Below are 13959 nucleotides of genomic sequence, written 5' to 3' on the forward strand. Positions count from 1 at the left end.
GGAGACGGGTTCATGGGAAGTGATGAAAGACGGCTGCAGGCCAAGAAAGCTTTCCATGACGAGACCTGCCATCCGGATGCTTGTTTGGTTCGCCCTGATTACGCTGTTCCTGATCGCAGGGATCGCGCTTTTTCTGCTGCCGCCCAAAACATCCATCGGCCACACGGTCACATTTTCCGACGGGACGACGATGACTCTGCGTCAGGTGACCTACGGCACAGAGCATTCTTACTATGAGAAACAAATCTGGAGGCGCGTTGTTTCGCTTCTGCCGCGCAAACTCATTGAGAAACTTGGTGTGAAGCGAAGCGTGATGAAGGTGTCGCGGCCCTCCGTTGTGTTCTGGCTGGAGCGCCGCGGCAACGGGCTGGCGAGCGGCGATCCGCAACTGGTCTTGTGTGACGCCGACGGCTTTGGCATCAGCAGCGGCTATTCCATGATGCGCGTGGGGCCGCCCGGCAACTGCGTGGAAGGTTGGGCCAGCGAATTCTGGCCGCGACGGGAGGGAACCTTTCGGCTGCAGATTTACGAACCCGGACCGCGATATCCGGAGGCTGATCTGATTGGTGAATTCTTCGTGCGCAATCCAACTCCGGGCAACTATCCCCAGTGGGCGGCCCGGCCCTTGCCTCAGACCGCAATCGAGGGTGACCTCTCGGTGACCCTCTTCGATCTGACCGCGGGAGTTGGTCGCGGCGCCAACAATTGGAGGCCGGCGCGGAATCCAACCGTGTCCCAGACACGCGCCGGTTTTCGGGTCGCGCGCAATGGCAGTCCGACGCGCGAATGGGAAATCGCCAGCGTGGAGGCACGCGACGCGACGGGCAACGTGATTGCGAGCCTGTGGAGCAGTTCGCCGGAGCCAGAGGTGGAGTTCGGGGAGTTGCAACCGCATCCTTGGCCTGCCGAGTCTGCCTGGAAACTGCGCGTCGGGTTTTCGCAGCGGTCCAACTTTGGGGCGTCGGAAATCTGGAACTTGCGGGGCGTGGCCCTCTCAGGAACTAACAGCACGGAAGGCGTTCTGGAGACGAACCTGCAAGGCGCCGTGCTGCAATACACCGGACAAGCGCGAAGACCAGGACTGCCTGGCGACCGCCACTTTAACTTTCGAGTGAAGCCAGGCCGACCCGATTACGAAATCACCCTTGTCAAAGCCGTCGATGATCAGGGCCAAGAGGCCGAATTGGCGAACTCGTTCGTGAGTCAAAGCGAGCGCACCTTCTCCCTCCGCGTGAATGCCAGTGTCCAGAGTCTGGACTTTACACTCGCCCTGCACCGGACCCGCTACTTCGAGTTTCTGGCCCGGCCCGAAGTCATTTCGACGAATCGGATCAACGCGCGGTGAGGCGTAAGGAACCTCTCGGAGATCACCAAGATCAGCACAACACAACCACGGTGACTGGCTAGGCGAGTTGTGGTAAGGTCGGTTCGTGCCCACAGGAACCGTCGTGCTAAAGAAAGAAGAAGACCGGAACAACCGAGGCCTTCTTCGAGTGGTATCTAATCAAGTTGTGGAGAGTGAAGGATTAATATGAGCAACCTATCTTCGCATTGGACCCGACGGCAGTTTGTCAATACGGCGGGTTTGGCTTCCTGGATGGCCGGGATGTTTTCGGTTCGCAATTCCTGGGCGGCGCAGACAGCTTACACGCCGATGAAGGCCGCCAAAGCCGGCAAGAACATTTACGAACAACTCGGCGTTCGTCCGTTGATCAATGCGGCGGGAACCTTCACGACGCTCAGCGCGTCGCTCATGCCACGCGAAGTGGTCCAGGCTATGGAAGAGGCGGCGCGAGCCCACGTGTCCATTCCTGAGCTTCAGCAAGCAGTGAGCAAGCGCATCTCGGATCTGCTCGGTTGCGAGGCGGCGTTGGTCACTGCGGGCGCGGCGGCGGCGCTCACACTTGGAACGGCGGCGTGCGTCGCCGGCAAAGATCAGGACAAAATCCGACGGCTCCCAGACACCGCCGGAATGAAGAACGAGGTGATCATTCAAAAATCCCACCGATTCGCCTATGACCACGCCGTGCGCGCCGTCGGCATACAGCTCATCGAGGTCGAGACGCGCCCGCAACTCGAGTCCGCGATCAATCCGAAGACCGCAATGATGCTTTTCCTCAACAACGCCGAGAACAAAGGCCAGGTGCGGCGCAAGGAGTTTGTCGAGATTGGCAAAAAGGCGGGTGTCCCGACGTTCAATGACGCGGCCGCAGACGTTCCGCCGCCGGCGCGCTTGTCCGAATACGTCCGCCTGGGATTCGATCTGGTGACGTTCAGCGGCGGCAAAGGCTTGCGCGGGCCGCAATGTTCCGGCTTGCTGCTCGGCCGCCGCGATCTGATTGAAGCGGCCTTCTTGAATGGCTCCCCGCATTCCGACACCATCGGACGCGCGGCCAAGGTCGGCAAAGAAGAAATCGTGGGGCTGCTCACGGCCCTGGAGTCGTATCTGAAGCGCGACCACAAAGCCGAATGGCGCGAATGGGAAATGCGCGTCCGGCACATTGCCAATGTCTTGAAGAATCTGCGCGGCGTGAAGACGGAGGCGTTCGTGCCGGAGATCGCCAACGAATCACCCCACCTTCGGATCACATGGGACAAGCAAGTGATTTCCGAAAAAGGCTCGGACATCTTGAAACGGCTGCGCGAGAGCGAGCCAAGGATCGAAGTGCGCCCCTCGGCCGGCGACCCGCCCATGATCGAGTTGAGCGTCTGGATGCTGCAGCCCGGTGAGCACCGCATCGTGGCGAAACGCTTGCGGGAGGTTCTGGAAATCGCGCGGTCTCCGCGACCGCTTTGACCGTGAAGCGAAAGCCCCGCCATTCATTTGAAGTAGCGCAGGCGATCTCGCCTGCGAGTTAGGGGCGTCCCGCCCCGTTTTTCAGTCGAACGGCGAGACGCCTTCCGAGCCTGCAGCCGAGACGGCTGCGCTGCGAGCTTGCGGAACCCGGCGAAGCCCAGGATTTCACGTTTTTTCTCTTCGCCCTGACTTCGAAGTGGCATGGGATGTGCAGACTTGGTAAACACGCAACGGCCACCGGGCAATGCAATCGGATTCACCGAACAACATGGACGCCAAAGGTTGGGAGAAACCAACCCAGTTCGGGCCATACTATCTCCAAGAGTTGATCGCCAGCGGCGGCATGGCGGACATCTGGCTGGCGACGGACCAAAAGGGGCAAACCTACTCGCTCCGGCGCCTCCGGAATTCGTCGCTCTTCAACTTCACCGAGAAGAAACGGTTCCTCCGCGGCTGCCAGGTCCTCGCCCAGATTCACCACCACGAGTGCGTCATCGGCTACGTCGGGCACGGCAAGATCAACGGCTCCCATTACCTCCTGATGGAGTATGTCGAGGCCTCAAACCTGAAGCAGCTTTTCGCGCGCGACGATCCCATTCTGGCGGAGAACGTCGCGAACATTCTGATCGATTCGGCGCTGGCCCTGGAACACGTGCAGGACTGCGGGTTCATGCACCTGGATTTCAAACCGGAAAACGTGCTGGTCACGCGCAATGCCAGCGTGCGCCTGGTGGATTTCGATCTCGCCCAGCCCAAGCCAGACAAGCCGCGCAAGAGCGCCAATAATCCCGGCACTCCGGCGTACATGGCGCCGGAACAACTCTTGCGCCAGCCGTTCGATCATCGCGTGGATATTTTCGCTTACGGCGTTTCCGCGTACGAACTGTTGACCGGGCGAAAGCCGTTCCTTGGCGAAACGCCGGACGAGATTCTTCGCAAACAATTGGACCGGTCGCTCGATTTCGCCTCGCCTCGGGAGCTGAATGCGGACATCCCAGCCGCGCTCGAAAAGACCATTCTCAAATGCCTCGAACGTGATCCCGACAAGCGCTACCCCTTCATGAGCGTGCTGGTCCGCGACGTCCAGGCGGCGCTGTATCTCTGAGTGAACGAGATTCCGCTTGCGCCCTGGCGGGTCGTTGTTAGAGTCCGTCCCCAGCTTTTACTGCTGGCGATCCACCTGAACGGTGGTTTTTTGTTTTAGGCACCCAGAACTCCAAACCAATTTGTGAAGATTTTTAGCGGGACTTCCAATCTGCCATTGGCCAAGGCCATCGCGGCGTCGATCGGCCTCGAACTCGGAAAATGCACCGTCAGCGCCTTTCCCGATGGCGAGACGTTCGTGAAGATCGAAGAGAACGTTCGAGGCGAAGATGTTTTCATCGTGCAATCCTCGTCTCCGCCGACAAACCATCACTTGATGGAGTTGTTCATCATAATGGACGCGCTGCGCCGGGCCAGCGCTTCTCGAATCACTGCGGTGCTCCCGTTTTATGGCTACGCCCGGCAGGATCGGAAAGATCAACCCCGCGTTCCGATTACCGCCAAGCTCGTGGCGAACCTGCTCGTCGCCGCCGGGGCGAACCGGATTCTGACCATGGACCTGCACGCGCAGCAGATTCAGGGGTTTTTCGACATCCCGGTGGACCACTTATACGCGGCGCCGGTCATGTACGAATACCTGAAGGCCAAGCAGTTGCCGGAATTGGTCGTCGTCAGTCCGGACGTAGGCGGGCTGAAGATGGCGCACGCTTATTCTCAGGTCCTGGAAGCGGGGTTGGCTATCGTGGCGAAGCGCCGGAAAAACGCCACGGACATCGAAGCCATGACCGTTATCGGGGAAATCCGCGGCAAGACGATTCTCCTGGTGGATGATTTGACCGAAACGGCGGGCACACTGACGGCGGCAGCGGCGTTGCTCAAGCGCAAGGGGGCCAAGCGGATTCTGGCCTGTGTTTCTCACGCGATCTTAAATGATCTGGGGGTCAAACGGCTCCGAAATTCTAATATTGACGAGTTGATAACGACTGATACTGTTCTGCGCCCTGTTTTTGACGGAATCAGGATTACCACGTTATCCGTGGCCGGTTTGTTGGGCGAAGCCATGAAGCGAATCAATACGAATTCGTCCGTGACTTCGCTCTTTGAGTTCAAGGGCGGGCGCACGGACTGAGTTTTGCGGCGCCCTGGTTTGAAGGTTTGAAGCATGAAATCTGTATCATTGACAGCGTATCCTCGCTCGTTAACGCGGCGGGCCGGCTTGAAGAAAGTCCGGGCCAGTTCGCGCGTCCCGGCGGTCATTTACGGGCGCCATAATCCGCCGCAAAACCTCGAGATCAATCAGAAGGATCTCGAAGACTTGATCCACCACTCGGCTTCGGAAAACATTCTGCTCGACCTGTCAGTCGAGAATGACTCCAAAGCCCGGCGCCTGGCGCTTGTGCAGGAAGTTCAACACCATCCGTTGAGCGGAAAAGTCCTCCACCTTGACCTCCATGAAGTTGTTGAGAACGAGAAGGTCACTGTCCTGGTTCCCGTGGAAACCGTCGGCGAGGCCGCAGGCGTGAAGACCGGCGGCGGAGTCCTTGAACACGTCCTCTTCCGCCTCAAAGTCCGCGCTCTCCCCAAAGACCTTCCGGAAGTCATCACGGTGGATGTATCCCACCTCGAAGTCGGCCACTCCATTCACATCGGCGAGATTAAGCCGCCGGAAAACGCCGAGATTTTGGGCGACAAGAAAATCGTCGTGCTCTCCGTCGCCATGCCGAAGACCGAGGCCCAGGAAGCGGCCGAAGAGGCTGCCGCAGCGGCAGCACCGGGCGAACCCGAAATGATCCGCGAAAAGAAGGAAGAAGGGGCAGCCGCGCCCGGGGAAAAGGGGGCCGAGAAGGCCGCGGACAAAGGCGCAGCGAAAGCGCCGGAGAAGGCCGCCGACAAAGGCGCGGAGAAAGCTGCCGACAAAGGCGAAAAGAAGCCGGAGAAGAAAAAGTAATCCGGCGGACCGGAGACAGCCGGCCGAGCACGCCACGGGCTCCCATGAATGGAGAACATGTATCTCATCGCGGGATTGGGAAATCCGGGAGCCGAATATGCCGAAACGCGACACAACGTCGGCTTCATGGCACTGGATCGGTTTGCCGCTCGGTTGGGCGCAAGCTGGCAGGCGCAAGACCGATTTCAGTCTCGCCTGGCGCGCGCGGAACTTGAAGATCGGAAACTGTTGCTCGGTCAGCCGCAGACCTTCATGAATGGCAGCGGCACGGCGGTCCGGGCGCTGGCGGATTACTTCAAGGTTCCTGTCAGCCGGCTGCTGGTCGTCGTGGACGACGCCGATTTGCCGCTGGGCGAGATTCGGATGCGGACGCGCGGCAGCACCGGCGGGCATCACGGTCTGGAATCGGTTGAGCAGCACTTGGCCACGCGGGGATACGCGCGGTTGAGGATCGGGGTAGGCCGGCGGACAGATGGCGTCCGTGAGATCACCGATCACGTGCTGGGGAGATTTCGGCGAGAAGAAACGAAGTTGTTGGGACTGGTGCTGGAACGCGCCGTTCTCCAGATGGAATGCTGGGTCATGGTCGGTGCGCAGAAGGCAATGAATGATTTTAACGGAGCCGTCGAAGCTCCATCCGCAAAGGAAAGTTAAGTGAAAAAATACGAAGGCTTGTTCATACTGAATACCGCCGGACGGGAAGAAGGCATCAAAGAGACGATCGATAAGATCTCCGCCGAAATCGCCGCTGCGGGCGGCAAAGTCGAAACCGTGCAAAAGATGGACAAACGTCCGTTCGCGCGGGTGGCGGACAAGAAACTCAGCTCCGGATTCTACGTGAACGTGATTTTCGAGAGCCAGCCGTCCGCCCTCGCCTCGCTCCGCAGCCGGTTCGCCCTCAATGAAGAGGTGTTCCGCGTTGTCTTCACCTCGGCGCCCGCGCCCAAGAAGGCCGCCGCCTGACCCCATCACCTTATGGCGGGCTACAACAAAGTGATTTTGATCGGGAATCTGACCCGTGATCCCGAGTTGCGCTACACCCCGAAAGGCCTGGCCATTGCCAAGCTCGGACTGGCCGTCAATCGGTCCTGGCGGGATTCGGCTTCCGGCGAGTTGAAGGAAGAAGTGACTTTCGTGGACATCGACGCCTTTGGAAAACAAGCCGAGACCCTGGGCCAATACATGAAGAAGGGCAGTCCGCTCATGGTGGAAGGCCGCTTGCGCCTGGAAACCTGGGAGGACAAACAAACCAATCAAAAACGAAGCAAACTCGGCGTCGTCCTGGAAGCGTTTCAATTTCTCGATTCGCGCAGCAACCGCGAACCCGGAAACCCGGAGGCGCCCCGAAGCCGCCCGCCGGCCTCGCCGGCCGCGGCCACAACGCCCGCCGCAGAGGGAGAAACGCCGCCAGAGGAAGACGATGTTCCATTCTGAGCCACGCTCGCCGCGCTGCTTTGCTGAAGGCGGCGCGCTCAACCATTCGTCCGTTTTATGCCGAAGACACAAGTTATCCTGACACACAACGTAATCGGGCTGGGGGCTGAATCCGACCAGGTCAAGGTCGCCGCCGGCTTCGCCCGCAATTATTTGTTCCCGCAAGGACTCGCCATTCCGCTAACCGGGGCTAACAAGCGCCGCCTGGAGGTCTTGCGCCAGCGCCGCGCGGAACGCGAAGCCCATGATTTGAACAGCATGACGGAGTTGAGCCAGAGCCTCTCCAAGTTGACACTCGTCCTCGCTGTCAAAACGGGCGAAGACGGGAAAATGTTCGGTTCGGTCACGGCCGGGACCATCGCGGACGAACTCAAGCATCAGTTCGAGGCCGCGGTCGATAAGAGAAAGATTCATCTGCCTCAGCCGATCAAGAAGCTCGGCGATTACGAGGTGGAACTGCGTTTGCATGCGGATGTCACCACGACTCTGAAAGTCCGCGTCGAGAGTTCGACGCCGCTGCCCACTCCGCCCGCCGCAGCCGCACCGGCAAAGGAGTCCGCAGCCGCGAAGCCGGGGACGGAGAAAGCCTCTGCCACGAAAGGCGAAGGCAAACGCGAGCGCACGGATCGGCCACCGCGAGGCGCAAAACCTGAGAAAGCCCGCACGGCTTCGTGATGCCAGAGTGGTGGCAGTCTGGTTTAGCCGGATTGTTCCTCCGGGTCACGACTCCTGAGCCATTTAACCGATTTAACGATTTAACCCTTGTAACGCTTTAACGAAGGGTGGGGTATGTCATTTCTCGCAGGAAAACTCGGCGTTGTCTTCGGCGTGGCGAACAAACGGTCCATCGCCTGGGCCATCGCTCAGGCCTGGCATCGCGCCGGCGCGAAACTGGCGTTCACCTACCAGGGCGAGCGTCTGAAGGAGAACGTCGCAGAACTCGCCGGCACGTTCGGGCAGGACACGCTGATTCTGCCGTGCGATGTCACCCGCGACGAAGAGATCGCCAAAGTTTTCTCCGAAGTCGGCGCCAAGTTCGGCAAACTTCATTTGTTGCTTCATTCCGTTGCCTTTGCGCCCCGGGAAGCGCTGGAAGGAGATTTCCTCAACACCAGCCGCGAAGCCTTCCGAGTCGCCCATGATGTCAGCGCGTACTCGTTGATTGCGCTGGCGCGCGCCGCCGCGCCGTTGATGACGGAGGGCGGCAGTATCGTGGCGATGACTTACTACGGATCTGAGAAAGTCGTCCCGCATTACAACGTCATGGGGGTTGCCAAAGCTTCGTTGGAAGCCAGCGCGCGCTACCTGGCCTACGATCTGGGGCCGCAAAAAATCCGCGTCAACTGCCTCAGCGCCGGCCCGATGAACACGCTGGCCGCGCGCGGCATCGCCGGCTTCACGGACATGCTCAAGCATTATGAGGCGCACGCGCCGCTCAAGCGCAATGTCCTGCCGGATGAACTCGGCGCCGCGGGAACGTTTCTCGCCAGCGACGGCGCCGCCGCGATCACCGGCCAGGTCATCTACGTCGATAGCGGCTATCAGATCATGGGGATGTAGGGCAGGCATCCTGCCTGCCCAATTCGCAGACGGCCAGTTATCAGTGATCCGTGGTCAGTAATCAGTAATTGGAATCCGGTGTTCCTGTATGGACGTTCAGCGACTCCTGGCACTGAAAACTGATAACTGATAACTGGATACTGGACGCTGCCATCCCTGCTTGAAGCCCTCTCCATCCAAACGAGCGATCCGCTTTCGGTTTGGCCATTCCGCCAAGATCCTCACTTTCTGGAAGCGCCTCGTGGCCCGAGCGGCTCGAAACCATCGAACTCCTTTTTACCTCTTCTCCATCGATCCGATCCGCGAGGCGCTTGCGGAGTTGAAACGTATCGACAACGCCGCCCTGCCCGTCCGGCATTGGCTGTCCTGCAAAACCCAACCCGTCCGCCCGCTCCTGCAATGGTGGCGCCGTCAGGGCCGCGGCCTCGAGGTGGTCAGTGAATTTGAATTGCAGGCGGCGTTGGCCGAAGGATTCAACCCGGAGCGAATCCTCGTCAACGGTCCAGCGAAGCACCATTGGTTGCCCCGGCGCCCGGTTCCCCGGCTGGCCGTGAATTTCGATTCACTGCGCGAGATCGAGCGCCTGCTGCCTTTGGCAAAGTCGCTGAACTGGCGCGTCGGGATTCGCTGCTTGACCGAGGAAGAATTCGACCCGGAAACGCCGAGCCGGCCTACGCAGTTTGGATTGGCTCCCCACGATGCGATCCTCGCGCTCCATCGACTTCAAAGAGCCGGAGCAGAGATCGAGATCCTGCACTTTCATCTGCGGACGAACGTCGCATCGGCGGCTGTTTATGAACGCGCGATCCGCGAAGTCGCAGAGATTTGCGGAGCCGCGCGGTGGATCCCGCGGGTTCTCGATTGCGGAGGAGGATTTCCCCCGGGCCACACTCTTCCGCGAAACGGACGCCCGTTCGCCGCCAGATTCGATTTAGAGAAGCTGGCGAAAGTGTATGAGAACGCTGCGCGGCTTTTGCCCGGACTAGAGGAAATCTGGCTGGAGAACGGGCGGTTCCTCACCGCCCGGAGCGGCGTTCTGGTTGCGCAAGTGCTCGATGTGAAAGAACGGCGCGGCCTCCGCCAATTGATTTGCGACGCGGGGCGAACCACGCACGCGCTCCTCTCCAACTGGGAAGCGCACGAAGTGCTTGCGCTTCCGTCGCGCGGGGGGCGTGCCAGCCTGACAGGCGTGTATGGCCCCACGTGCATGGCGTTCGATCAACTCACGTGCCGCGCGTTGCCTCGAAGCATCCGCGAAGGCGACCTGCTGATCTGGATGGAGGCGGGCGCGTACCACATGCCCTGGGAAACGCGGTTCTCCCATGGCCTCGCAACCGTGCTCTGGCACGAGAATGGCAAGCTGCGCCTGGCGCGCCCGAGGGAATCGTTTGCGGCCTGGTGGGGACAATGGAGATAACCGCCGCGAGACCGCTTTTGGTCTGGTTCAGAGTTCGGCAACGAAGTTCAGGAGGACTCCGAAGATCTGCTTCAGCCCTGGGGCATAAGGTCGGTCGGGGAAACAATGCGCACCTCCAGTCCTTCCAACCGCAATGTTTGTACGCCCCCTCGTTGTGGCACGACCAGGAAGTTGATGAATTTCGTCAAAGATGACAATCGGCCGCTTGACCTGTTGAAAGAAAAACTCCGGGTCGGCCACGGATTGGGCGACGCGGGGCGAATCGCAGTTCAAGTAGAAGCATTCCGCCTCTGGCAGCGACCGCGTGAGGGTTGTTTTCCCCACGCGCCGCACGCCTGCCAGCCAGGCATGGGGATGACCATACAGTAAGAACGGATTTTACGTTTATCAGGATCAATGTAAAAGGGAACTCTTGTCCTTTGAAAAGGACCGGCAGCGAAACCAAACGCGTCCAAACGCGTTGCACTTTGAGATTTGGGGTTGTGGCCGCGAAACGGTCCCGCTAATTCTTTTCCATGAAATCTCGGCCCCGATTCCAAGGGTGTTCTCTGCTTGTTATCCCCCTCGGATTATTGCAAGCGCTGGCGCATGAGCCGACTCGGGGAACGCACGAAGCCTCGCTGGACCCGCGCGAGCACGACGTCCTGGCCAGCGCGCGGAGTTTGCGCGCGGTTGCGGCGACTCCGATTCGGGATGCGGAGACATGTCGGCTCACTCTTCGGTTGATCGATGCTGAGACGCAGCAATCCATGCCGGGTCTGGTGCGGGTCAAGCAGGCGGACGGCCGCGTTGTGCAATTGGCCGGTCTTGTCAATCGCGGGACCAAATTGCGCGACAACCATCCGGCGAAAGACTGGTTTGCGTTGATCGAAGCCACTGCCATTCCAGTGCCGCGCGGTCCGTTGACCATCGAAGCCATCGCCGGGATTGAGACCGAGTTAACCCAGGTGATGATAGAGCTTACCGGGAAGCACACCGCGCAAGCGGAGCTTCCGATCAAATCTTTCTCCCGCGCGCGCCGCAACGGCTGGTTCAGCGGCAACACGCACTTGCACCTCAGCGGTCTCACTCGGGCCCAGGCCGACGAGTATTTGCGAACGCTGCCGCGGGGGGACGCGCTGGATCTCGTGTTCGTTTCTTACCTGGAACGCGCGCAGGCCGACCGGGATTACATTTCCAACGGCTATACGCTCGCGGACTTGCAAAAGCTGGGCGGCCCGGGCGTTTTGTTCGGCAACGGCCAGGAACATCGTCACAACTTCGATGGTTTCGGCGAGGGCTACGGCCACGTCATGTTTCTGAACCTCCGCCAGCTTGTGCAGCCCGTCAGCATCGGCGCCGGAATCACCGGCAAAGGGCCGGACTGGCCGCCGCTGCGGCGCGGCATCGCGCAAGCGCGCGGCGACGGCGCGACGATTATCTGGTGTCACAACACCTTCGGCCATGAAGACGCCCCGAATTGGCTGGCGAGCCTGCTCCACGCCCACAACATTTTCGACGGGGGCGCTCATGGCAGCTACGAGGACACGTTCTATCGCTATCTGAACCTTGGACAAAAGGTCCCGTTCTCCACGGGCACGGACTGGTTCATCTACGACTTTTCGCGCGTGTATGCCCGCGTGGAGAAAGAACTCACGGTTCAGAACTGGCTGACTGCGCTCGCGGAAGGGCGCACGTTCATCAGCAACGGCCCGCTCCTCGAACTTCAGGTCGGCACGAACGGATTGGGCGACACTCTCCGCCTCGTTCAACCGGCCAGCTTAACCGTGTCCGGCCGCGGCGTTGGGAGAAGCGATTTCAAACAACTCGAACTCGTCCACAACGGCAAAGTCGCGCACACCGTGAACAGTCGTGCGGTTGGAGGGCATTTCGAGGCTGTGCTCGATTTCAAGCTGACGGTGGATGAACCGGGCTGGGTTGCGCTCCGCGTGCCCGGCGGCAGTTTGGGTTCCAGCGGCGCGGTCGTTGTGCCACCGACCACGCCCGTCCGCGGCAGCGGCGATGGCAAGAATGAAATGGGTGAAGCGCTTTTCGCGCACACCAGCCCGATCTACCTCGAACTCGGCAGGAAACGAATATTCCGGAAAGACGCCGCCCACGCGCTTGTCTCAGATCTGGAATCCGCGTTGAAGGTGATTCCGACGAAGGCGAAGTTCGACACGGATGCTCAGCGCGAGGAAGTCCTGCGGATTTATCGCGACGGCATCGAAACACTCCAGCGACGGCTTCGGGAATGACCCTGAAACGACTCGCCGAAAAGCAAAAAAAGCAAAAGAAACGGGAGTGATGGCGCAACTCCGACAACTTCAATTTCACCGTGGTTCAGGCGGGACGCCCGCAGTTGCACACTTCGATGGCCGCTTGGAGGAACCTGAACCGGGACGGCAAGATCCATGTGGTGCTGATTCTTTTGCGCTGAGATTCCCAATTACCCTTCCGCCGCAATGACGCGGAAAGGGGTCGGAGATGACTTTTGGGATGTCCCCGTGCCCATCGAGCGTTCGCCCTGATAATATTACCATTAGTCATCCCTGACCCCTTTCCTTTCCACGATCGCCGCGCGGGTTTTGGGATCAATCCGCCGCCCGCTCGGACGGCCGCGCGAGCGATGCACCAGGCCTTCATCTCCTTGGCCGCGCTAACGGCTCCAGATCCGCTTGGCTTGCCGGTAACTGACTTCCAGCAACGCGGCCGCTTTAACCAAAGAGAGCTTGGCTTCCTGGACTTGCGCCATTAACTGCAATCGTCGTCTTTCTTTTGTACTCAAAATAATCTTTCCCATCGCTGCGCAGCATCGCCTCTCTGCGCCTTAAAGGGGACATTATTAAAGAGTTTTAGAGGGGACATTTTCACAGAGTCGCGAGGGTGCATGACGCCAAAGTAACCAAGTCCTAACAAGCGACTGGCCGGATGTTCAGATAATCGCTGTGATGGAGGCGGTCCCAACATTCATCCCAACGGTTACCGAGCAAAGCGCATCGAAGTTCCAAGACGTTTTCAGCTCCTGGCCTGCTCCACAACATCCCTGATTGTTTGAGTCGCTGACCCACGACCGTTCTACAGCCCGCTTCCACGACTCCGGACCCATAGAAGTAGCCTTTGCTTCGATACGTTTTGTAAAGCATGCGATCTTTGTTGGTCTCAAAGTATCCAATTTGCTTTTCCACCGAGTTCCGAAGCTCAGGGGGCAAATCCTGGAGTCGCTGGCGCGCGCTGGCGATCACCTCCTCAATACCGTCTTCCTCCATCCGCTCAATCCATTGTTCCTGGATCCGAACGATCCATTTTTCGTCTGCGTAAAGAGACCGGCAGAGTTCAAAGAGATGCTCCAGCGCGTGGTAAAAATCCAAGATGCAAAGGGCCGTAGGAAAATTCAAACGAGCCACCTCCCAAACCCATGCCGCTCCGTCGCCCAGGAAAACAATCCCTGCTGCTTTGCCAATTCCTCGTCGTCTGGCTTCTTCTCGGACTTTTAACCCGAACGAGTCGGAGGATTCGAAACTTCCAACGTAGGTCGTCGATCCGGGATCGCGCAACGGGTTGCCTTCTTCATCCGTCGCGGTTTGGGTAAAGACGCATCCTAATTTGACCTCGCGAGTCTTGGCTGAGCCGTCGGGTTGTTTGCCTTTGCGGCCCACTAATTCTTGTGGAACCATCGGCACGCCGGTGCCATCGACCTCCACATACATGATGGGCATAGGATGTTCGACGTGGCAGCGGCCTTGTTTGAGCTCTTGGGCGATGAGGGGGCCGCTGTAT

Annotated in this window: 13 protein-coding genes; 12 read left to right on the forward strand and 1 reads right to left on the reverse strand. The window is 59.5% G+C overall.

Translation table 11 applies throughout. From position 1 onward, the window contains the following. The first annotated feature begins 55 nt into the window (after window positions 1–55). The 11 genes from FJ398_10410 (at window position 56) to FJ398_10460 (ending at window position 10200) form a co-directional block, all read left to right on the forward strand. Window positions 56–1345 (forward strand): hypothetical protein, encoded by a 1290-nt coding sequence (locus FJ398_10410; protein ID MBM3838359.1) that lies wholly within the window; start codon window positions 56–58, stop codon window positions 1343–1345. 186 nt (window positions 1346–1531) lie between these two features. Next, window positions 1532–2797: a selenocysteine synthase gene (locus FJ398_10415; protein MBM3838360.1), complete on the forward strand. Its 1266-nt coding sequence runs from the start codon at window positions 1532–1534 to the stop codon at window positions 2795–2797. Window positions 2798–3041: 244 nt separating this feature from the next. Further along, window positions 3042–3902, forward strand: coding sequence for a serine/threonine protein kinase (locus tag FJ398_10420; GenBank protein MBM3838361.1), 861 nt, complete (start codon window positions 3042–3044; stop codon window positions 3900–3902). 123 nt (window positions 3903–4025) lie between these two features. After that, window positions 4026–4970, forward strand: a complete 945-nt coding sequence (locus FJ398_10425) for a ribose-phosphate pyrophosphokinase (protein MBM3838362.1) — start codon at window positions 4026–4028, stop codon at window positions 4968–4970. Window positions 4971–5003: 33 nt separating this feature from the next. Beyond that, window positions 5004–5789, forward strand: coding sequence for a 50S ribosomal protein L25 (locus FJ398_10430; protein ID MBM3838363.1), 786 nt, complete (start codon window positions 5004–5006; stop codon window positions 5787–5789). Window positions 5790–5837: 48 nt separating this feature from the next. Continuing rightward, entirely contained in the window at window positions 5838–6443 is a 606-nt protein-coding gene (locus FJ398_10435) for an aminoacyl-tRNA hydrolase (GenBank protein ID MBM3838364.1), read from the forward strand. After that, a complete protein-coding gene (locus tag FJ398_10440; protein ID MBM3838365.1) occupies window positions 6444–6752 on the forward strand; it encodes a 30S ribosomal protein S6 in 309 nt (102 codons plus the stop codon). A 12-nt stretch (window positions 6753–6764) separates the two neighbouring features. After that, window positions 6765–7223 (forward strand): single-stranded DNA-binding protein, encoded by a 459-nt coding sequence (ssb, locus tag FJ398_10445; GenBank protein MBM3838366.1) that lies wholly within the window; start codon window positions 6765–6767, stop codon window positions 7221–7223. 57 nt (window positions 7224–7280) lie between these two features. Continuing rightward, entirely contained in the window at window positions 7281–7898 is a 618-nt protein-coding gene (locus tag FJ398_10450; GenBank protein MBM3838367.1) for a 50S ribosomal protein L9, read from the forward strand. 114 nt (window positions 7899–8012) lie between these two features. Beyond that, entirely contained in the window at window positions 8013–8783 is a 771-nt protein-coding gene (locus tag FJ398_10455) for an enoyl-ACP reductase (GenBank protein ID MBM3838368.1), read from the forward strand. Window positions 8784–8943: 160 nt separating this feature from the next. Beyond that, complete coding sequence (locus FJ398_10460; protein ID MBM3838369.1) at window positions 8944–10200, forward strand: hypothetical protein; 1257 nt, start codon at window positions 8944–8946, stop codon at window positions 10198–10200. 27 nt (window positions 10201–10227) lie between these two features. Here the strand turns inward: FJ398_10460 and FJ398_10465 are convergent, their stop codons facing one another. Further along, complete coding sequence (locus tag FJ398_10465) at window positions 10228–10566, reverse strand: hypothetical protein (protein ID MBM3838370.1); 339 nt, start codon at window positions 10564–10566, stop codon at window positions 10228–10230. A 149-nt stretch (window positions 10567–10715) separates the two neighbouring features. On the opposite strand from FJ398_10465, the gene FJ398_10470 reads away from it, so the two are divergent. Continuing rightward, the gene (locus tag FJ398_10470; protein MBM3838371.1) at window positions 10716–12437 is read left to right on the forward strand and encodes a hypothetical protein; all 1722 of its coding nucleotides are present in this window, start codon (window positions 10716–10718) and stop codon (window positions 12435–12437) included. Window positions 12438–13959 lie beyond the last annotated feature (1522 nt).

The organism is Verrucomicrobiota bacterium (assembly GCA_016871535.1).
In the GTDB taxonomy this organism is placed as follows: Bacteria; Verrucomicrobiota; Verrucomicrobiia; order Limisphaerales; family SIBE01; genus VHCZ01.